Origin of the sequence: Metalysinibacillus jejuensis, from assembly GCF_003057615.1 — a bacterium.
GTDB lineage: Bacteria > Bacillota > Bacilli > Bacillales_A > Planococcaceae > Metalysinibacillus > Metalysinibacillus jejuensis.
Genome location: NZ_QAFW01000006.1, coordinates 1 through 19,673, shown reverse-complemented (window position 1 = coordinate 19,673; position 19,673 = coordinate 1). Strand labels below are relative to the sequence as shown.

The following is a 19,673-nucleotide window of genomic DNA, read 5'->3' as shown; positions in this document are numbered from 1 at the left end:
AACTCCCCCTTTAAAACGGTATTTTAGCTACAGAAATCGTCACATTGCCTGACTTTTTCTTTTCGAGCACTAATTCACTTGCACCTGAGTAGCGCAGTGCTGCTGGTTCGCTCACACCGTACGCGCCTGTATATTTAAAAACAACGTCAGATGGGTTGTTAAAGTCAATTTCATTTAACTCCTCTGGCGTGTACGTAATAAACTCCCATTCTTTCTCTTCTACTGTTTCTAAGAAACCGACCTCATCTTTTTTCAAGTCAATCGTACAAAGCGCCTTAACGCTTTTTTCGGATAATTTAAGCTCCGCTAACGTCTCTTGAATAACGGCTTGGATTTCCTCTTTTGATGTACCGCGGTTACAGCCCATACCAATGACAATGGATTTTGGTCGGAAAATCGTACCATTCTCTAGCAATACTTCTTCATGCGGCTCAATGATACGGTCGGTAATCCATAGCGTCGCATCTGGCTTGGCCTCAATAACCGCTGCCGAATTCGGGTAAATTTTAATATGCGAGGGCATTGGTACATCGCGCATCCACCAATCACGCTCACCTGTCTCTTGAATAATAGCCACATGTTCTTCATTCACAACTGAAGCACTAACAGGCGTTAGCTTTTCGTCGCTATCCCATGTCCAGCCAAAACGCGAGCCAAATAAATCAACCGGAATCGTTTTTTGCACGTCTGATGCTGTTGTAATAATAGGGCGCGCGTTCATTGCTGCTGCTACTTCATATGTTAATTCATTTGCGCCGCCTAAGTGACCGGATAGTACGCTAATGACGTTTTCACCACGGTCATCAACAACGACTACGCCTGGGTCTGTCTTTTTATCAACTAAAATTGGCGCAATCATACGGACAACCGCACCTAATGAAATAATTAAAATTAAACCTTTATACTGCTTAAATAATGCAGGTAATAATAAACGAACTGTGCCTGTAAACAGTTGGATATGACGCTGTTTTTCGTCCCCGCGCTCAAACTTTGCCATATAGTAAAGATCAGCATTGGGGAAGGTTTGGTGCAGATTGCGTCCCATTTCTACGCCATGCTTCGTAATCGAAACAATGGCGTAGTCGTGGCGCTTATCTACTTCTGGAATAATGCCCTCTTGTAGCTCAATCATTATCCTTCACACCCTTGCGGAAGCCATGCGTAAAGGTTTTGTCATACAGCTTAGAACGGTACTCATCCTTCTCTAAAATCGAAGGGTCAAGCGCCCAGCCCGCTAAAATCATCGCGTGCTTACGGATGCCGTTTTTGCGCATATCCTCATCTAAATTAACGAGCGTTGTACGCACGATTTTTTCGTCTGGCCATGTCGCACGTTGCACGACTGCGATTGGTGTATCATCGCTCCAACCCGCATCTTGTAATTCTTTAACGATTTTTTTCGTTAATGTTGCACTTAAAAATAGCGCAATTGTCGAATGGTGCTTCGCTAAATCGCGTAGTTTTTCGAATTCAGGTACAGGTGTACGTCCTTCTGCACGCGTTAAAATAAGCGTTTGTGTTAAATCAGGTACTGTTAACTCTGCGCCAACAGCTGCTGCTGAGGCAAATACCGAGCTTACACCTGGAATGATTTTATAGCCAATGCCTTCTTTTTTAAGCAATGCTACTTGTTCCATTGTTGCACCGTACATCGCAGGGTCACCTGTATGCATACGCGCTACGACTTTACCCGCGTTAACGCGCGCTACCATAAAGTCCACCATTTCTTGCAAATGCATACCTGCTGTTTTAACGACTTCAGCATCTGGCTTAGCATTTTTAATAAGCTCTTCACTCACTAATGAGTCTGTGTACATCACAACATCGGCTTGTTGTAAAATTTTTAAGCCCTTTACGGTAATCAAATCCGGATCTCCGGGACCTGAGCCTACAATATAAATGAATTTTTCCATTATTTTCGCACCACCATTAATGATAAGTAATTAAGTTCTACACCGTCTAGCTCGTTAATATCCCAAATGATTTCCTCATCTGACGTTACTTTTGTAACAACATGCGCTTTATCGCGTATGCCTAGGTCATCTAACACGTTAAGCATTAAATCAAGCACTTTTGCTACTTTGATAAAGACAATAGCATCATGTGTTTCGATCGCTTCACGCATCGCGTCGTAATCATCGTACGCAGGAATCATCGCTACGCGGTCATCACCGTCCGCTAATGGTAAATTTAAACGGTTAGCTGAGCCATTGAAAGAAGAAATACCCGCAACTGTTTTTGTTGGTACGTCAGGGTATTTATCTTCAAAAATACGCATCACATGAATAAACGTCGAAAACAGCATAGGGTCGCCTTCTGTAACAAATGCTACGTCCTTGCCTTCTGCTAATTTTTCGTGCATCGCTTCAGCCGCTTTCACCCAGTCGCGCTCTAAAATGGCAGGGTCTTTTGTCATTGGGAAGACAAGCCCTAGCATTTCTTTTTCATCAGGGTTAATATACACATCTACAATGCGGTGTGCGTAGCTTTTACTGCCGCGCATTTTTTTAGGATAAGCGATTACAGGGCACTCCTGTAATAAACGGAAAGCCTTTACTGTAATAAGCTCAGGGTCGCCTGGGCCTACGCCTAGCCCCCATAATGTACCGTAGTTTGTCAATTTTCTTCTTCCTTTCGCGTAGCCGCTATAATATAAATCGGGTTAAGTGGCACAAAACGTGTCATGTGTAAGATTGGCTTACTGCGTGCAATTTGCGCCTGCGTAACAGAAACATTAAAATCAGCTTTTTTAAATGCCTCTACAGCAAGGTAAAGGTTTTCGATGGTTGCGGCGTTTAACACAATGGTGCCGCCTTCGTTTAAACGCTCACAGCATAGCGCAATTAAATCGGTCATTTCGCCGCCTGTACCGCCAATAAAAATACTGTCGGGATTTGGGAAGGTGTCAAGCCCTTCTGGTGCTTTCGCATGAATGGCTGTCATATCCACACGGAATTTTTTTTGATTGGCCATGCAGTTTTCAAGATCAGGCGCGTTTTTTTCGACGCCAAATACTTGCCCCTCACGCGCAATTTTACCCGCTTCGATTGCCATGGAGCCTGTGCATGTGCCAACATCCCACATAATGCTACGCTCATGCAAACGCATCGCTTGCAGTGTTAACACGCGGATTTCTTTTTTCGTAATCAGCCCTTTTTCAGGCTTACGCTGCGAAAACTCCTCGTCGTCAATGCCTAGCGGCCACACACGAGCAGGTGCGGTTTGCTTTAAAATGACGACATTTAATGGCGAAAAATTGCCGACTTCCATCTCGTCTAACGTATACCAACCGCATTTTTCTTGCTCACCTTGTAGGTTTTCAGCTACGAACGCCTTATACTCCGTCATGCCGAATTGTTTAAGGTAGCTTGCGATCGCGTTTGGGCTATTCGTTTCGTCTGTTAATAGCGCAACCTTTTTCTTGCCATCAATACGCTGTGCTAACCCTTTAATCGGACGACCGTGCACGCTCGTAATATACGCATCGCTCCAGCCCTCGCCCATACGGCTAAATGCTAGCTGTACAGAGCTCATATACGGGTAAACTTCGATAGGAAGCTTCGCTGCTAAATAGCTGCCGATGCCGTAAAATAATGGGTCACCTGATGCTAAAATAATGGTGTTACGCGTCTCTTGCTCAAGTCGTTGTACCAATGCTTTTAAGCCGCCTTTAACAGCGATTTTTTCGCCTTGGTAATGCGGGAAGAATGCTAGTAAGCGTTCGCCACCGACTAATACTTCACTTTGGTTAATCCACTCTATATATTGCGGGAGTAGGCTAGCTATCCCGTTATCCCCTATGCCAATTAGCTTCATCGATTTCGTCAATGTCATCCGCCTTTCCGAGTAGCTCGCCCTTCATCGTATAAATCGAAGTGCTGAGCGTAAGACCGCCGCGTACGTGGTTAAGCCCCGCGTAGCAACAAGCCTCACATAAATGTGTGAAAAATTGGTCAAAGCCATGCTCTGCCATAATTTCGCCTACTTGCGAAGCGGTGTTTGCATTTTTTACAAGCTCTAGTACTTCACCTGTTGCGCCTACATCTTCGGCAAGCTTGGCCATAAATTCAAAGTTAATGGGCGCGCTTTTGGAGTGCACCATCATTACACCTTGGGCCACTTTCGAAAACTTACCCATCATGCCGACAAGCGATACTTTACGTATGCCTAAGCGTTTGCAGTGCTTTAGCGTAAAGCCGACAAAGTCGCCCATTTCAATAAAGGCTTCTTCTTTGAGCTCAGGGTATTCGGCAATGCCGTACTTTTCGCTACGTCCACCTGTTGTAATGACTAAGTGATCGCAACCTGCCTCGCGTGCTACACTAATCGCCTGTACAATACTCGCCATATACGCTGAGCTCGAAAATGGTACGACGGTGCCGCGCGTGCCTAAAATCGAAATGCCGCCTAAAATGCCTAAGCGCCCGTTAAGTGTTTTTTTCGCCATTTCCTCCCCTTTAGGTACAGAAATGACTACGTTCACCCCGCGCTCAATTTGGTATTCATCTAATACTTCTTGCACATGGGTTAAAATCATTTTGCGCGGTACTGGGTTAATGGCTGCCTCACCTACAGGCACGTTAAGGCCGGGCTTTGTTACGCGCCCGACCCCAATACCTCCGTCTAAATGAATGCCTGGCGTATCCGCCCAACTTACTGTCGCTTGGATGACCGCTAAATGCGTCGCATCTGGGTCATCGCCTGCATCCTTAATCGTGTCACAACGTACGGCACCTTCACTAAAGACGCTTTCTTCAATCGTAAAGGTATGGTAACGCCCAATAGGTAAATAAATGGTTGACTCTTTTTGCGCTTCACCTGTAATTAATGCTAGTAAAGCTGCGCGTGCCGTTGCTGTGGCACACGAGCCTGTGGTATAGCCATGACGCATTTCCTTTGGGTCTTTTTTTGGTTGTTGCATGCTCATCTTACTCGTCCTTAGCGTCAGCGAGTAAAGATAAACCATTTAATGCAGCTACTGTTACCGTACTACCGCCTTTACGTCCGCGGTTTGTAATAAACGGAATGCCTTCAAGTTTAAGCAGTTCTTCTTTTGACTCTGCTGCTGATACGAAGCCTACTGGCATGCCGATAATTAAGTCAGGTTTTACTTCGCCTGCTTTTACTAAACGAATAAGCTCAAGTAGTGCTGTCGGTGCGTTACCGATCGCATAAATGCCGCCGTCATAAAGTTTTGCTGCTTTTTGCATCGACATAATAGCGCGTGTTGCTCCTACTTCTTTTGCCGCTTTTGCTACGTCAGGGTCTGCGATATGACAGTGTAAGTCGCCACCATGTTTTTGGAATCGTTTGCGACCCGAACCTGCCTCAATCATTTGTACGTCTGCAATAACAGGTTTACCTGCACGAATTGCTGCAACACCTGCTGCTACTGCGTCAGGGTGCACGACAACACTGCGTCCTAAATCAAAGTCTGCTGATGCGTGGATAACACGACGTACGACACGCCATTCATCTTCTGTATAATCATGCGGACCAAATTCCTCTGCAATAATTGAGAAAGAGTAGTCGTAAATTTTATCTGGGTCTACTGTTAGTGGTTTAAAGTCTGTTTGGAAATCCATTCGTTTGTTCCTCCTAAAGTTTCGTTTAATTCGTTAATAACGCCTTCAAATGTCGCATGCGTATGCCCATATGCGATGTCTGGGCGCGCAATCATAATCGTTTCGATGCCACATTCAATTGCCGCTTCAAGCTTTTCATCAACTGAGCCTACCTTGCCGCTCTCTTTCGTTACCATAACGTCAACGCCGTATTGGTTGTAAAGTGCGACGTTAAGTTCTTTTGAGAAAGGCCCTTGTATCGCAATAATATTTTTTTGTGGCACGTCAAGCGCCGCGCATTTTTCCATATTATCGAGGCGCGGAAGCATGCGCGCCAGTAAGCGCACACCTTCTACGTCGTTTAATACATTAGTAAAGGTTTGTAAGGTTTTACTGCCCGTTGTCAGCATAATGACGCCGCCTTTTGCTTTAGCGAGTTGCGCCGCCTCCTCGTAATCTTTTACTACGGTTACGAGTGGGTGACTGTAAAATTCGCGTTCACGCTCAAAACGAATATACGGTACACCTGCTGTTTTAGCCGCTGCCATGGCATTTTTTGAAGCTTCTTCCGCAAAAGGATGACTCGCATCGACAACTGCGCGGTAACCTTCATTTGCAATCATTTGTACCATATCATCTGCCGTGTTGCGTCCTACTTTAACGTTAAGGCCCGCTTCTTTTAGGCTCTTCTCCGCCGACTCTGTCACGACCGTTGCTGTCGGCTCATAGCCCGCCGCTTTAACTTGAATCGCTAATTCACGCGCATCGGATGTACCTGCTAAAAATAAAATCAATTTTTTGTCTCCGCATGGCAGTGATCGTGGTCGTGTCCGTCACAAGCATGGTCGTGGTCATGATCATGATCGTGTGAATGCGAATGGCTATGGCCGTGGTGGTGGTCATGGTCGTCATCATCATGATGGTGATGGTGGTCGATAAAGTCCATTGCATTAATACGGTACTGGCAAGTATCACAGTTCATTTTCACTTCGCCCGCAACCGCTTCGTTAATACGGTCATGCAGTACTGTTTTTAATTTATCGTGGTAGCCAAAGTACTCCGCTAACTCGATTTCTAGCTCAGGGTAATCAACGTTATAGCGCGCTTTCATTTTTGCCATGCGCTCCATTAAAATGCCTGTAAATAAGAAGTACGGTAGCATAATGACTTTTTTAGCGCCTAAGCGTGAACAGCGTTCCATCCCTTCATCTACTAACGGTGCAGCTACACCCATAAAGGCTGGCTCAACTGTCGCCACGTGTAAACGCTCGTATAATAAGCGGCTAATTTTATAAAAATCACTGTTAGCATCCGCGTCACTACCACCGCGACCGATTAGTAAAATCGCTGTATCTTTATGTTCTTCTTCAATAGCAAAGCCTGTTTGCTGTAGGCGTGATAATAAGATTTCGATAACTTCTTCATGGATACCAATTGGGCGACCGTACGTAAATTTCACATTCGGATAATCCACTTTAGCTTCGTCAATTTCATGCGGAATATGGATTTTTGAGTGACCCGCTTGTAGTAAGATAATCGGAATCGCATAAATTTCTGTTGCGCCGCGTTCTACCGCGTTTTTAATACCGGTTGGAATGTTCGGTTTTTCAAACTCTAAAAAGCAAGTTTCGACGATATACTCATCTGAAATGCTCGGTGTCATTTGTTGTACGAAATTACGTACCTCATCATTGCCTGCTGGTAAGCGGCTGCCGTGTCCTACGAATAAAATTGCTTTCATGTTGTTCTCTCCCTCAGTCCCCACAAGGTGCAGGTTCTACTTTAATTTTTGACATCATATCAATAAAGCTAAAGCCGCCAATTTCTTTGACGCGGCGGAAATATTTAAACAGGCGCTCATTTGGATGAGCATTTGCCTTGTACTCCTGAACGATTTCTTCAACCATCGGAATAATTTGATCAGCAGGAATCCCTTCAAGCACTGGTTGCCCAGCGTGTCCGGTACGTCCTACTGGCTTAGCGCCAATAAACAAATCAAATTTACCTTTACGGTAGACGATGCCGATATCTTCAAACGTCGCTTTATAGCACGCCATACCGCAGCCGTTAAAGCCGATGTTTAACTCTTTTGGTAGCGTAGTGCCGGCTAATTTATCATAAAGTTCATTCGCCACTGGAATGGACTCGGTTTTTTCGCCGTAACAGAAGTCACACGCTTTTACGCGTAGCACGTCACCTACAGGTTCTAAATAAAAATCAACCGCGCTGAGCTTGTCGGTTATAGCTTGCGGATCTGTTGTAGGAATCTTTAAAATAATCTGATGGTCAGGTGTGTACTCCATCGTACCCTTTTCGCCCACGACTTCTGCGAGCGTTGTCATTTGCTGTGGTGTGAAAAATTTATTTGCCACACCAGGACTGACCGCTAACTCGAAAATGGACGTCATTTGTTGCTGTACAAGCTTTTTAGGTGCAGTCCCTGTCACCATCGCGAGTGCAGCGGATGCCATTTCAAGTGCGCTCTTTTTTGGCGCTTGTTGCTCAACTTTTACAGATTGGTGCGGTGCTGCCTCACTCTCACGCATTAAATCTTTGTTAGAGTAATCAAGGCTTGCCTCGCCTGTTTCTTGGTCTAATGCCCAAGGCTCAGCTTCTTTCTTTAAGCGTTGGTGCGGTTTAAGCGGTTGCTTTTCGTCACCTAGCGTATATTTACGTTGGTAACCGCGCGGCGTAATAATTTTATTATCATAATAGAAAGAAGATGAGTTACCGATAACGACCGTTGTAAGCATGCCGATATCATGGTTTAGCATGTCTGCTAAGTTAGTCATCACGATGTTTTGGTTTTCGCGGTACGCTGATTTAACTAACCCTACTGGTGTGTCTGGTGAGCGGTACTCTAGTAAAATGCGCTGTGCTTCTACAATTTGACGTGTACGGCGACCACTTTTTGGGTTGTAAAGCGCAATGACGAAGTCTGCCATTGCAGCTGCTTCAATACGCTTTTCGATTAAGTTCCACGGTGTTAAGTGGTCACTTAAACTGATCGTACATGAGTCGTGCATTACAGGTGCGCCGAGTAAGCTTGCGCAGGAGTTAATCGCAGAAATACCCGGTACAACTTCAACTTCAATACCGTCCGCTTCAGTCCAGCCTTTTTCGACTAATACTTCATACACTAAGCCCGCCATACCGTAAACGCCTGAGTCACCACTTGAAATAACCGCAACTGTATAGCCTTCTAGCGCTTTTTTATACGCTTCTTGTGCACGCGCTACTTCCTCGGTCATGCCTGTGCCGATAATTTCTTGTTCGGGCGTTAAAATGTCTTGGATTAAATCGACATACGTTTTATAGCCGATAATTAAGTCACTTTCTTTTAGCGCTTCAACTGCCCGCGCCGTAATATGTTTAAAATCGCCAGGACCGAAGCCCACAACGAGTAACTTTCCTTTTTTCTGTGTCATACTCTCACTCTCCAACTTACTTATTCTTTGCTATGCCTTTAATAGCAGGTGTTTCCTCTGTGCGAACGAGCGCACCGTCCTCTATCGTATAAACGCGATGTGCCTTAGGACCATCTTGCATCAATTGTGTAACGACTGTGCGTGCTGCCGCTTCATCAGGTACGTTATACCAGTTACCTGCTGGGTATGCGACTACTACACAAGCATCTTTACAGCGTCCGTTACATTTTGTACGCGACGTATGAATCGCCTCATCTAAGCCGAGCGCCTCAATTGTCTCGCGAATGGCTAGCGTTATTTCCTCGCCGCCTTTTTTCATGCACGTGCCACCATTACAAATTAACATATGGTGCGACGTTCCTACTAAATCCCAAGTTGTCATACGTGTTCCCCCTTTAATTTACACAACAAAAAAAGCCTTAACGGTCGGAGGCGTCAAGACTTCAAATAAAAAGTACGCAAAAAAGCATAGCAATTCGTTATCCGTCATTTTCCCTCCGAAAATTAGCGAAACAAAAATTAAAAGCAGGTTTCCTGACTTACGCTCTACGCCATAACTCCTTCCCGAATAATTATTCAGTGGTATTAGTATGGCAACACGATTACAGTAGCGGGGGCTGTATTGGATTTGCACCAATTTCCCTTTTATTTGCGACTCGCAAACACTTTTAACTTAGTTGTCATTATTCATTTTCTTTATCATATACTACTTTCACTATTTTTCAAACTGACTTTTTTTCTCATGCTATGCGCGAACTGTTTTCAGAACTTTCTACCTAGCCCGATTTTCAGAATAATAAAAAATCATATAGCCAAAATTTATTTTGCGTGCTAAGCTTATTTTGAATGATCACAACTTACGTATTTTGGTGTTGCCATTGCAACGTAACAGGGAAGTTCGGTTAAATTCCGACGCGGTCCCGCCACTGTAAGATGGAGCAAACATGACGTGCCACTGGTAAAACGGGAAGGCCATGTATTGCGTTGAAGTCGAGCCAGGAGACCTACCACAATACTTGTGAACGTTTCAACCTACGAGGATGGGTGTACGAAACAAAGCGGTCTTTATGACTTGCTTTACTTTGTCATGTGCACTCTTAAGCAAGAGTGTTTTTTTTTATGTCCTCATCCATAAATTTTATTAGGAGGATTTTGTTATGTTGAAATTTGTACCGAAGCTCGGCTATTTCGCAGCGATTTTACTGCTACTGCCCGAGCGTGCATACGCTATGCACATTATGGAAGGCTACCTTCCTGTTGGCTGGGCCATCTTTTGGTGGTTGCTAACCATTCCATTTATTATTTTAGGTTTACGCTCTATTAAAAAGACAATCGAAGAAAATCCCGAAACAAAAATGATTTTAGGGCTCTCTGGTGCCTTTGCTTTCGTTTTATCTGCCTTAAAAATTCCTTCTGTTACCGGCAGTTGCTCGCACCCTACTGGTGTAGGTTTAGGTACGGTATTATTTGGCCCACTTGCGATGAGCGTTATCGGCTCTATCGTATTGTTATTCCAATCTTTACTGCTAGCACATGGCGGGTTAACAACGCTTGGGGCTAACGCCTTTTCGATGGCCGTTGTCGGACCGTTTTTAGTGTACTTTACGTATAAAGCAGCGCTTAAAATGGGCTTATCTTTCTCACTTGCGGTATTTTTCGCAGCGTTTTTAGGTGACCTTGGTACGTATGTCGTAACGTCCCTACAATTAGCACTCGCTTTCCCTTCTGAAGTTGGCGGTTTCTTCGCTTCATTTTCTAAATTCGCAGGTATTTTTGCTTTAACACAAATTCCACTCGCAATTAGCGAAGGGATTTTAACGGTTATCGTGATGAATTTCTTAAAGAAATACAATTTTGCAGAACTAAAATCACTACGTGTGTTGCCACGTAAGGAGGTTGCACAGTAATGAAGAAAAACATCCTGTTACTTGCCATTGTTATTTTATTAGCTATCATTCCGATCTTTATGTTAAAAGATGCAGAGTTTGAAGGCGCAGACGGCGAGGCTGAAGAAGCGATTGGTGAAATTAACGCAGGCTACGAACCGTGGTTTGAGTCATTTTGGGAGCCACCAAGCGGCGAAATTGAAAGCTTATTATTCGTGTTACAAGCAGCGATTGGCGCAGGTTTCATCGGCTATTTCGTAGGCTTTACACGCGGTAAGCATCGTAAAAAAGAAGAGCTGTAATGTTATTAATCGATAAATATGCTTATATCAATCGATTAAAAGACGTACACCCTATGGAAAAAATGGTGTTCACCGCTTTATTACTGTTATTTTCACTAACGGTGCGGGACCAACTTATCTCACTCATCACATTTATTGTGATGAGTGCTTTTATCATTTTTGGGGCAAAAATTCCATGGCGGTACTACGTGAAATTACTGTTGCTCCCCTCTTTCTTTTTACTGACGAGCTTGCTTGCCATACTCGTATCATTTGCCGGCCCTACGAGCGCTTTACCACCGCATATTTTTGCGTTGTCCTTTACGCGCTTTCAGCTGTTTATTGGCGTAGCGAGTGTCGCAGTCGCTAAGCAATTATTTTTTGTCGTGCTCGCGAGCATTAGCGCCCTGTACTTTTTAATTTTAACGACGTCGGTACAAGCTATTTGCTACGTGCTGTATAAATGGCGCATCCCACCGCTTTTTGTCGAACTGTGTGAGATGACGTACCGCTTCATTTTTATCTTTTTAGAAAATACACAAAAAATTTATATCGCGCAGCAATCACGCCTCGGCTACCAATCTCCGCGGCAATGGCTACGCTCGGTCGGCTTACTTGTTTCTGCTTTATTTATTGAGGTGTTGCAACGCTCCACCGAGCTAACGAGCGCCATGCTATCGCGCGGTTATGACCCAAGCAATACGACGCCGCTCTATTTTGAAGAACAGTGGCAATTTCGTAAGCGCAACTGGCTAGGTATAGCGGTTATTTTCGGTGCGATTGTTGCGGTTTATGTAGGAGGTAGACAATGGTAAATTATTTTGAGCTCGCTAATATTTCGTACCGCTACCCTGATGGCACGCACGCTTTACGCGATTTATCACTCACGATTGGTCGCGGGGAACGCATCGCCTTAATTGGTCATAACGGTGCTGGGAAATCCACATTATTTCAACAATTAAACGGTATTTTACAGCCAACTACAGGTGAAGTGCTGTTCAATGGCCAAAAGATGAGCTATCGTAAAAAAGAGTTAAAACGTGTGCGTGAACATGTGGGCATCGTCTTTCAAGATCCGGATGCCCAACTATTTTCAGGCAATGTAAAACAAGATATTGCCTTTGGACCGACCAATTTAGGATTAACGCAACAAGAAGTACAGGCACGCGTTGACTGGGCGATTGCGCAAACTGAAATCGATTCATTAGCCGATAAACCGATTCATTTTTTAAGCTTAGGGCAAAAAAAGCGCGTCGCTATTGCTGGAGTACTGGCAATGCAACCTGCCGTATTAATTTTAGATGAACCGACCGCTGGGCTCGACCATTATTATGCGAATCAAATATTTTCGTTATTACGGCAACTCGAAACGCCAGAGCGCACGGTGCTCCTGTCTACGCATGACACACAACTGGCGTATGAATGGGCTGACCGCATCGTCGTACTACATGAAGGTACGATTATTTATGACGGCAACCCGTACGATATTTTTTCTCAAGATGACTTGCTTCAAAAAGCACATCTTGAAAAACCTTGGGTGTTTGACGTAGCTACTACGCTAGGTGCACCTACGCCACTACCGCGTACACGCGCTGCGTTAAAAGATTTTCTTCGTACGAAAACGCTCGGTTAACGAAAAAAGGCTCGCTCCTAATAGGAGACGAGTCTTTTTTATATGCCTTGTACCCAACTTAAGCCAAGTGTACCTTCACCTGCATGGACACCTACGCAAATGCTCAGTTCCGTAACAATAAATGTCACGTTCGGGAAAGCAATTTTTAATTCTTCATGCCATTTTTCTGCGCCTTGTTCGTTATTGCAATGAATAATCGCCACTTCTGTTACACCGTGGTGTAAAATATCTTCGCCCACTTGGTTTACGACGTAAGCGCGCGCTCGTTTATCGGCACGTACCTTTTCTTTCATCGTCGCCACGCCGTCTTCAAAACTAATGACTAGCTTAATATTCAGTAAATTACTTAAAAACAATTGCGTGCCTGACACGCGCCCGCTTTTATGCAGTTGCGATAAGCTCGTCGGAATAAAGGATAAGCGCGTGCGCTCTGCCATATCAGTTAATGATGCGGCAATTTGCTGTGGTGCTACGCCTTGCTCTGCTAAAGCATAGCCGGTTTCAATCATTTTTTGCATCGGGAATGAACCGATTTTAGAATCGATGGGATAAACGGTAAAGCCCGCTTGTTCTGCTGCGGCAAACGCGGTTTGGTACGTACCTGATAAATGCTTTGACGTATGGACCGCAATTGCGCACGTATAGCCTTCTTCTTTTAAGCGCTCGTATAAAGCAATCACTTCACCAATTGGCGGCTGCGATGTTTTCGGGTGCTCTTTCGTCTGCTGTAGTTTTTCGTAAAATTTTTCACTCGTTATATCAATCGTTTCGCGAATATCCATATCAGTAAACACGATGTGCAATGGTAGCACGTGGACGTTATATTTTTCGATTGTTGCTTGATCTAACAATGCTGCGGTATCTGTAACCCAAGCAATTTTTTCCGTCATGCTGACAACTCCTCTAATTTCAAAGCTAGCCATTTTATCCTATTTCATCCACTATACACAGCCATTTCTTCCTTGCCTAGTGACATTTATCATATGCCCGTGAATTTCTTTTGTAATATAACAATTTTGACACAACTCACTTTTTTTACGCTTACGCTTAAGCAAAGCGGGTACACCGTATACATATTCGCACACGAAAGGAGGCGGCGCGGTGGAAAGACACACACCTAATCCCACAATTTCACTTATCACCTTGTTTTTAATCGGCATTGGCGTAGGAACGCTACTGCTAAAGTTGCCTATTGCCACTACTACGCCTATTAGCTGGCTAGATGCGGCATTTACCGCAACTTCTGCGATGACGGTAACAGGGCTCGTTACGCTAAGCACTGCTTATGATTTTACGTACTTTGGGCAAGTCATTATTATGCTGTTAATCCAAATAGGTGGGCTCGGCATTATGACGTTTGCGATTTTTATTTTTGTATTGCTCGGTAAAAAAATCGGCTTAAAGAAGCGGCTCGCTATTCAGTTTATGTTTAACCAAACGTCACTGACAGGCATGGTGCGGTTAATACGCGTCGTGCTAGTGTATAGTTTGCTCGTTGAAGCGGTAATTGCCAGCTTTTTAGCCGTGCGTTTTATCCCGCTTCTCGGCGTTGGCAAAGGGATTTATTATAGCATCTTCCACGCAATTTCAGCGTTTAACAATGCCGGCTTTGCCTTGTGGGATGATAGCCTTGTACAATTTGCCCATGACCCGCTCGTCATTTTTCCGATTAGCGTACTCATTACGCTCGGCGGGCTCGGCTTTACCGTACTCGTTGACCTTTGGCATTACAAAACACATAAACGCCTCAGCTTGCATAGTAAGCTAATGATTGGCGCAACGCTCTTTTTACAAGTGGGTGCTACCCTCTTATTGTTTGCGCTCCTTTACCGTGCAGGTAGCGTTAGCGAACAGCTTTACGAGGCATACTTCCAAGCGGTCACTACGCGTACCGCAGGCTTTAACTCCGTCGATATGGGTAGCCTACCTGATAGCGCGCTCGTTATTATGGTGCTATTGATGTTTATCGGAGGAGGAAGCGCCTCTACCGCTGGGGGGATTAAAGTGACGACGTTTATTATTTTACTAGCGACGACGTTTCACTTTTTACGGGCGCGTAAAGAAGTTGTCGTGTTACACCGCACGATTCGTAGCGACGTCGTTAGTAAAGCACTTGCCTTAACGACGACGAGCTTACTTTGGATTGGCTTTGTCATTTTTTGCTTAACCATTACAGAAGATGCCCCGTTTTTGACGCTTGTCGTCGAAACGGTATCGGCTTTCGGTACCGTTGGGCTCTCCGTTAACTTTACCGCTTCGTTAAGCATCATCGGTAAATTACTCATTATGGCGACGATGATCCTCGGCAAAGTTGGGCCGTTAACCTTACTATTTGCACTCGGACAGGCACAGCCTGCTAAAATTGGCTATCCGCACGAAGACGTAGCAATCGGCTAACAAAAAAACGCATGGCGCAATTTATGGCCATGCGTTTTGCTTAATCATGTTGTAAAAATTCAGGTAGCGTCACGTGTGCGTAAGCTGCCGGATGTAGTAGCTTACCGAGGCGAATGGCGCCTTCAAGTAAACGCAGTGACGGGCGACAATATAAATGCTCTTCTAGTAAATGAATGGCATCTTGTGCAACCGCTTGTACCTCGTCTGCTTGTGGGCGTTTTTTAATAAGTGCCGGCTGCATTTTATCATGCGCAATGCCAACCCAAGCCATTAAAATTTTTTCGGGGTTATGCGCTACAACTTCCTCCCATGTTGCTTGCACACTCGCCTGTTCGTTGGCGGCAAAAATATTGCGTGCGCCTGCTAGTGCGCTAATTTCCGTTAACCAGTTGCCACCCCCTGGTGTGAAAATTGGTTTTGGCCACCATTCCCAGTAGACGCTAACCGGTGTAATAAGCTGTGCAATTGCCGCAAGCTCCGCTACTTTTTCGTCAATTTGTGCATTGATGGCCTTTGCGCGCGCCGTGGCGTTACACAGTTGTGCGACAGCGAGTAAATCGGCTTGAATGTCACTCAGGCTTTGCCCATTTAAAATTAAATGTGGCAAGTTGGCTTCTTCTAACGCCGCAATATTACGTTCCATCCCTGGTACACTTAATGAAGCAATGACAACATCGGGCGCTAACGCCTTTACCCGTCCAATATTAATCGCTAAATCTGAGCCAAGTTGCGGCAACTCTTTTACCTCTTGTGGGTAATCTGAAAAATTATCCACCCCGACAAGTTGATCGGTTAATCCTAAATGAGCGATCAACTCCGTATTGCTTGGACAAATCGAAACAATTCGCATAGCTCTTCCCCCTTTGTCATTTTATTGTCACCGATACGTAGCGGAAAAGCAACTAGACAAAAAAACCGATAAGCAATCGCTTACCGGCCTTTCGTTATTGTTTTGCCGCCTTCACGTAAGCTGCGTCCCATTCAGGCGCTACTTTACGTAAAGCTACAGGACGCAACCCATCTTTTGTAACGAGTGCGTGTACGGATGTTGCGGTTGCAGCAACCGTGCCATCTTCATGTAAAATTTCGTAGCCGTACGTCGTGCGCACACGCTCGTGCTTTTCAATCCACGTACGTACCGTGACAGTTTGACCGTAACGAAGCGCGGCTTTATACGACACTTGTAAATCCATTACAGGGGAAACGTAGCCGATGTCTTCTAAATCAGCATACACAAACCCTAAATCTTTCATTAATTGTACGCGGCCGACTTCCATATAAATGATGTAGTTGGCATGGTATACCACGCCCATCTGATCGGTTTCGCCGTAACGTACTTCTACTTTAGCTTCACTACAATACAATTTGCTCACCTCGCTATTAGTATAGCGAAAAATCATTCTAACGTCACTTTTTCGGGTACTGGTGGAATATCGGCTGATTTCAAGCCGTTTTCTTCAAGCTGTAGCGGCACAATTGTATAGCGCGAAAATGATGCATCCGCCACTTTTTGATTGATGACCGTTGTCGCCCCGCTGCGCGCTACGATGCCATTGCCTGATAAGTCTACGCGCGAAATGGCTTGAATGAGCTCATCCATATACGCTTTTTCCTTATCGCTTAACGGTAGTGCAGTCGTTTTAATATAGCGCCATACGACATCACGTAGCACACCTTGCGCTTCAATTAAGCACGTAAACTCCGCCATCTTCACTACGCTAAGTTTTAACGCCGCTAGTTCTTTTTGGCGCGTTGCAATTAAATGGCTCGCGCTTTTTTCGTGATGCGCTAGCTCCATGCGGTGATTATACTGCAGGCGCTCTTCTACCGCTTCCCAGCGACTCGTTACATGTTGCTCCGCCTCTGCAATCGCCGTATAGTTAACCATCATTTTATGATAGCATTCTTCCGCATACGTATACGCCGCTTGCAGTGACTCCGCTTGTTGTGCCTTCTCTTGCTCAAACGCCTCGCGCGCTTCTTCGTACACTTTATGCGCTTTACGGTAAGCCCCTACCGTATCTAAATAAGCCTCTGCCTTCATCATAAACTCTGTTACGACTTCATCGCATAAGTAAGGCGCTTCATGTAGCGCTTGTAACAGTTGGTACAATGTGTTGACATTTGTAAAAATTTGCGCCACTTCTTCATAGCCTTGCTGATGCATTTCGACTGCCGCAATACTTTCTTGCGCCTGGGCTGTTGCGAGCATGACGTTGCGTTCGTATTGTTTTAACACTTCGACAGCTGTGCATAGCGGCTCACGCTCTGGTAGTAGCGATGTTTCGATTTCGAAGCGCTCAAGCCATTCGATAAAGCGTAGTAAAATGCGTCGCGTGCGCGCTTCTTTATGTTCCGCAAACTGCGCAAGCTTCTCATGCAAAACATTGAAACGGCTCGCTTCTAAATGAATCGGGTCTTTTGTCGCTAAATAGCTCTCCATTTCTAGTGCCGCCACATAAATGACTTCATCAAATAAATGACCGTATGTGTTTTTAACGTCGGTCACAAAAGCCGCATTTTGCGCTTGGTCGTCAATTTCGTTAATGATGCAGTACGGGCGAATATCGCGCTCACGCAAGTGCTCAATGACGCGTAGCTCTTCTTTACCGATCGGCTTATCTGGGCGCAACACCCAAAATATTTCGTCCACACGGTTAAGGAGTGCCGGTGATAAAAATGGTAGCTCATCTTCTTGCTCTACCGACAACGTATCAATTAGCGTCATTTGTTGTAGCATCGGCTCTTGTAAGTAAACGTTAATGTAATCAATATGGCTTTGTAATAATTTTGACGTGTAGCTTTCCGAACTCGTAAGCAGCGGTAGGCGATCAAGGTCGAATGTTTCTTCGACGTCATCGTAAAAGTACGCCGTCACTTGCTCTTGTTCACCGTAGCGAATAAAAGTGTTCGCCGTCGCAAACTCGCCTCCTTTTCTTGCAATAACCTCTCTGCCGACGAGGCCGTTAATAATCGTCGACTTGCCTGTTTCACGATTGCCAATAAATAAAATCAATGTTTCGCTGCGTGCATCTTCTATAATTTTACGTAGTTGACGTTTTGTTTCGCCAATATATGTATTAGAAGCAATCGTTTGTGACACTTGGTCTAACTTATTCGCAAGTTCTGGCAAAATCTCGTCCCAGAACTGTTGTTGTGTTACCATGTTTGTCTCTCCCTTCCTACGAAAAAACAACCTCTAATAGAACGTGTACGCTATTAGAGGTTGACACTATTCTTCTTATATATCGGCTAATTTGTCGGAATATTTACGTCAAACGATTAAAAATTTTGAATCGTTTCGTCTAAACGTGAGGCTGACGTTTCTAATTCTTCAGATGATGAGTTCATCGTCGTAATGACTTCAGACAAACTCGTAATTTGTTCTGCTACGACATCAAAATCGTTAATGGTTTTTGTTATGCGTTCTGAAATAACTTCAAATGACGACGTAAGCTTTTCATTTTCTGCCTTGCCTTCGTCCACTAATGTTTGAATATCGCGAATGGCATCTACTACACCGACTGTTACGGTGTTAGATTCTTCGATTAAAATGGCAATTTGCTCAACGGATGATTTCGTTTGATCCGCTAGTTTGCGCACTTCGTCAGCTACAACAGCGAAGCCTTTACCATGCTCTCCCGCACGCGCCGCTTCAATCGCTGAGTTTAATGCCAGCAAGTTCGTTTGATTGGCAATTGTTTTAACGATTTCGATAACATCTTTAATTTCTGAAGATGACGTGTTAAGCGCTTGCACCATCGCCGACATCTCTTGCGTTTTATCGTGAATTAATAACGTTTGATTGCTTAAGTGTTGCATTTGCGTATAGCCTTGTTCAGACGCGCGTTTTGTTTCTTCCGCTTCGCCCATGCTCACTTTAACGTTGCCTTCTACTTCTAACGTGTTTTGCATAAGTTCGGCAACCGCATGTGCTGTAGAACGCGACTGCTCCTCTAATTGACCAGAAACCGAGCCGAGCTCCTCGCGCACGCGCTGGTTGACTTCTTGTTGCTTATTTTTGACTAACTGTTCTGAAAACTTGTCATACTCTTCTAATACGAGCTGTTGCTCAAAGTTGCAAAGCTTACCTAATGAATGGATAAGTTGGAGTTTGATGTCGAGCGCTTCGTCTAAACGTAAAATGACGTTGCGGACATCCACCTCTAGACGTTGGAATGCAGCCAAATACCACTTAGGATATAAACCGATACGGACATGGACTCTTGCTACATTCCGACGTACAGAGATGTACTCTTCATCAATCCGCCCCGTAAATATTTGCTTAATATGCTCCGTTAACGTCTGACGGAGACGCGCTGTCGAACTATTATTACGAATAATATTTTGTAAATGTGGTACACTTGCTCTATAGACAAGTAAAAGTCTCTAAAACATTCTCGTTCGTTGATAACTAGATATTGTATGAGGTTCGATAGCCAAATCCATGCTATCGGTAAAACAATATGTGTCGTCAAGCAAAA

Annotated in this window: 19 protein-coding genes, 1 pseudogene and 2 riboswitches; of the genes and pseudogenes, 5 read left to right on the top strand and 15 right to left on the bottom strand. The window is 44.6% G+C overall.

Annotated features, from left to right (window positions below; translation table 11 throughout):
• Nucleotides 1–10: 10 nt before the first annotated feature.
• The 10 genes from DDE80_RS03555 to DDE80_RS03510 are packed head-to-tail and all read right to left on the bottom strand — an operon-like array spanning nucleotide 11 to nucleotide 9,374.
• The gene (locus DDE80_RS03555; protein ID WP_108306308.1) at nucleotides 11–1,132 is read right to left on the bottom strand and encodes a cobalt-precorrin 5A hydrolase; all 1,122 of its coding nucleotides are present in this window, start codon (nucleotides 1,130–1,132) and stop codon (nucleotides 11–13) included.
• Nucleotides 1,125–1,913: a precorrin-4 C(11)-methyltransferase gene (cobM, locus tag DDE80_RS03550; RefSeq protein WP_108306307.1), complete on the bottom strand. Its 789-nt coding sequence runs from the start codon at nucleotides 1,911–1,913 to the stop codon at nucleotides 1,125–1,127. The genes DDE80_RS03555 and cobM overlap by 8 nt, the downstream gene beginning before the upstream one ends.
• Nucleotides 1,913–2,620 carry a precorrin-2 C(20)-methyltransferase gene (gene cobI / locus DDE80_RS03545; RefSeq protein ID WP_108306306.1) on the bottom strand — a complete coding sequence of 236 codons (708 nt, stop codon included), beginning with the start codon at nucleotides 2,618–2,620 and terminating at the stop codon, nucleotides 1,913–1,915. The genes cobM and cobI overlap by 1 nt, the downstream gene beginning before the upstream one ends.
• Nucleotides 2,617–3,834, bottom strand: a complete 1,218-nt coding sequence (gene cbiE, locus DDE80_RS03540) for a precorrin-6y C5,15-methyltransferase (decarboxylating) subunit CbiE (RefSeq protein ID WP_108306305.1) — start codon at nucleotides 3,832–3,834, stop codon at nucleotides 2,617–2,619. The genes cobI and cbiE overlap by 4 nt, the downstream gene beginning before the upstream one ends.
• Nucleotides 3,791–4,921, bottom strand: coding sequence for a cobalt-precorrin-5B (C(1))-methyltransferase (locus tag DDE80_RS03535; protein WP_108306372.1), 1,131 nt, complete (start codon nucleotides 4,919–4,921; stop codon nucleotides 3,791–3,793). Before DDE80_RS03535 ends, cbiE begins: the two co-directional genes overlap by 44 nt.
• A gap of 7 nt (nucleotides 4,922–4,928) precedes the next feature.
• A complete protein-coding gene (locus DDE80_RS03530) occupies nucleotides 4,929–5,585 on the bottom strand; it encodes a precorrin-8X methylmutase (protein ID WP_108306304.1) in 657 nt (218 codons plus the stop codon).
• Nucleotides 5,555–6,358: a precorrin-6A reductase gene (gene cobK, locus DDE80_RS03525; protein WP_108306303.1), complete on the bottom strand. Its 804-nt coding sequence runs from the start codon at nucleotides 6,356–6,358 to the stop codon at nucleotides 5,555–5,557. The genes DDE80_RS03530 and cobK overlap by 31 nt, the downstream gene beginning before the upstream one ends.
• Nucleotides 6,355–7,305, bottom strand: coding sequence for a sirohydrochlorin chelatase (locus DDE80_RS03520; RefSeq protein ID WP_108306302.1), 951 nt, complete (start codon nucleotides 7,303–7,305; stop codon nucleotides 6,355–6,357). Before DDE80_RS03520 ends, cobK begins: the two co-directional genes overlap by 4 nt.
• Nucleotides 7,306–7,318: 13 nt before the next feature.
• On the bottom strand, nucleotides 7,319–8,992 hold the full coding sequence (cobJ, locus tag DDE80_RS03515) for a precorrin-3B C(17)-methyltransferase (RefSeq protein ID WP_108306301.1): 1,674 nt from the start codon (nucleotides 8,990–8,992) through the stop codon (nucleotides 7,319–7,321).
• Between the two features lie 16 nt (nucleotides 8,993–9,008).
• Nucleotides 9,009–9,374, bottom strand: coding sequence for a (2Fe-2S) ferredoxin domain-containing protein (locus tag DDE80_RS03510; protein WP_108306300.1), 366 nt, complete (start codon nucleotides 9,372–9,374; stop codon nucleotides 9,009–9,011).
• Nucleotides 9,375–9,499: 125 nt separating this feature from the next.
• Nucleotides 9,500–9,677, bottom strand: a riboswitch (cobalamin riboswitch).
• Nucleotides 9,678–9,842: 165 nt separating this feature from the next.
• Nucleotides 9,843–10,018: riboswitch (cobalamin riboswitch) on the top strand.
• A 131-nt stretch (nucleotides 10,019–10,149) separates the two neighbouring features.
• Here DDE80_RS03510 and DDE80_RS03505 point away from each other — a divergent pair.
• Genes DDE80_RS03505 through DDE80_RS03490 form a run of 4 tightly spaced genes read left to right on the top strand, consistent with a single transcriptional unit; the run spans nucleotide 10,150 to nucleotide 12,792 of the window.
• The gene (locus DDE80_RS03505) at nucleotides 10,150–10,899 is read left to right on the top strand and encodes an energy-coupling factor ABC transporter permease (protein WP_108306299.1); all 750 of its coding nucleotides are present in this window, start codon (nucleotides 10,150–10,152) and stop codon (nucleotides 10,897–10,899) included.
• Nucleotides 10,899–11,180 carry an energy-coupling factor ABC transporter substrate-binding protein gene (locus tag DDE80_RS03500; RefSeq protein ID WP_201261488.1) on the top strand — a complete coding sequence of 94 codons (282 nt, stop codon included), beginning with the start codon at nucleotides 10,899–10,901 and terminating at the stop codon, nucleotides 11,178–11,180. The genes DDE80_RS03505 and DDE80_RS03500 overlap by 1 nt, the downstream gene beginning before the upstream one ends.
• Nucleotides 11,180–11,974 carry a cobalt ECF transporter T component CbiQ gene (gene cbiQ, locus DDE80_RS03495; RefSeq protein WP_108306298.1) on the top strand — a complete coding sequence of 265 codons (795 nt, stop codon included), beginning with the start codon at nucleotides 11,180–11,182 and terminating at the stop codon, nucleotides 11,972–11,974. The genes DDE80_RS03500 and cbiQ overlap by 1 nt, the downstream gene beginning before the upstream one ends.
• Entirely contained in the window at nucleotides 11,968–12,792 is an 825-nt protein-coding gene (locus DDE80_RS03490; RefSeq protein ID WP_108306297.1) for an energy-coupling factor ABC transporter ATP-binding protein, read from the top strand. Before cbiQ ends, DDE80_RS03490 begins: the two co-directional genes overlap by 7 nt.
• Before the next feature lie 38 nt (nucleotides 12,793–12,830).
• Here the strand turns inward: DDE80_RS03490 and DDE80_RS03485 are convergent, their stop codons facing one another.
• Nucleotides 12,831–13,682: a DegV family protein gene (locus DDE80_RS03485; protein ID WP_108306296.1), complete on the bottom strand. Its 852-nt coding sequence runs from the start codon at nucleotides 13,680–13,682 to the stop codon at nucleotides 12,831–12,833.
• Between the two features lie 211 nt (nucleotides 13,683–13,893).
• Here DDE80_RS03485 and DDE80_RS03480 point away from each other — a divergent pair, with 211 nt between their 5' ends.
• Nucleotides 13,894–15,189, top strand: a complete 1,296-nt coding sequence (locus tag DDE80_RS03480) for a TrkH family potassium uptake protein (RefSeq protein ID WP_108306295.1) — start codon at nucleotides 13,894–13,896, stop codon at nucleotides 15,187–15,189.
• A gap of 40 nt (nucleotides 15,190–15,229) precedes the next feature.
• Here DDE80_RS03480 and DDE80_RS03475 read toward each other — a convergent pair whose 3' ends face one another.
• The 4 genes and pseudogenes from DDE80_RS03475 to DDE80_RS15665 all read right to left on the bottom strand — a co-directional run.
• Nucleotides 15,230–16,039, bottom strand: coding sequence for a cobalamin-binding protein (locus tag DDE80_RS03475; RefSeq protein WP_108306294.1), 810 nt, complete (start codon nucleotides 16,037–16,039; stop codon nucleotides 15,230–15,232).
• Nucleotides 16,040–16,133: 94 nt separating this feature from the next.
• Nucleotides 16,134–16,553 (bottom strand): acyl-CoA thioesterase, encoded by a 420-nt coding sequence (locus DDE80_RS03470; protein ID WP_108306370.1) that lies wholly within the window; start codon nucleotides 16,551–16,553, stop codon nucleotides 16,134–16,136.
• 32 nt (nucleotides 16,554–16,585) lie between these two features.
• Nucleotides 16,586–18,355: a dynamin family protein gene (locus tag DDE80_RS03465; protein WP_108306293.1), complete on the bottom strand. Its 1,770-nt coding sequence runs from the start codon at nucleotides 18,353–18,355 to the stop codon at nucleotides 16,586–16,588.
• Nucleotides 18,356–18,471: 116 nt separating this feature from the next.
• Nucleotides 18,472–19,542 (bottom strand): annotated as a pseudogene (locus DDE80_RS15665) (methyl-accepting chemotaxis protein); the annotation flags it as partial.
• Between the last annotated feature and the right edge of the window lie 131 nt (nucleotides 19,543–19,673).

Bases quoted from the DNA above. Each gene is read 5' to 3' on its own strand.
- DDE80_RS03475 (WP_108306294.1), bottom strand. From the start codon at position 16,039: ATGCGAATTGTTTCGATTTGTCCAAGCAATACGGAGTTGATCGCTCAT.
- DDE80_RS03485 (WP_108306296.1), bottom strand. From the start codon at position 13,682: ATGACGGAAAAAATTGCTTGGGTTACAGATACCGCAGCATTGTTAGAT.
- cobM (WP_108306307.1), bottom strand. From the start codon at position 1,913: ATGGAAAAATTCATTTATATTGTAGGCTCAGGTCCCGGAGATCCGGAT.
- DDE80_RS03490 (WP_108306297.1), top strand. From the start codon at position 11,968: ATGGTAAATTATTTTGAGCTCGCTAATATTTCGTACCGCTACCCTGAT.
- cobJ (WP_108306301.1), bottom strand. From the start codon at position 8,992: ATGACACAGAAAAAAGGAAAGTTACTCGTTGTGGGCTTCGGTCCTGGC.
- DDE80_RS03510 (WP_108306300.1), bottom strand. From the start codon at position 9,374: ATGACAACTTGGGATTTAGTAGGAACGTCGCACCATATGTTAATTTGT.
- cbiQ (WP_108306298.1), top strand. From the start codon at position 11,180: ATGTTATTAATCGATAAATATGCTTATATCAATCGATTAAAAGACGTA.
- DDE80_RS03535 (WP_108306372.1), bottom strand. From the start codon at position 4,921: ATGCAACAACCAAAAAAAGACCCAAAGGAAATGCGTCATGGCTATACC.
- DDE80_RS03465 (WP_108306293.1), bottom strand. From the start codon at position 18,355: ATGGTAACACAACAACAGTTCTGGGACGAGATTTTGCCAGAACTTGCG.
- DDE80_RS03520 (WP_108306302.1), bottom strand. From the start codon at position 7,305: ATGAAAGCAATTTTATTCGTAGGACACGGCAGCCGCTTACCAGCAGGC.
- DDE80_RS03530 (WP_108306304.1), bottom strand. From the start codon at position 5,585: ATGGATTTCCAAACAGACTTTAAACCACTAACAGTAGACCCAGATAAA.
- DDE80_RS03500 (WP_201261488.1), top strand. From the start codon at position 10,899: ATGAAGAAAAACATCCTGTTACTTGCCATTGTTATTTTATTAGCTATC.
- DDE80_RS03555 (WP_108306308.1), bottom strand. From the start codon at position 1,132: ATGATTGAGCTACAAGAGGGCATTATTCCAGAAGTAGATAAGCGCCAC.
- DDE80_RS03505 (WP_108306299.1), top strand. From the start codon at position 10,150: ATGTTGAAATTTGTACCGAAGCTCGGCTATTTCGCAGCGATTTTACTG.
- cbiE (WP_108306305.1), bottom strand. From the start codon at position 3,834: ATGACATTGACGAAATCGATGAAGCTAATTGGCATAGGGGATAACGGG.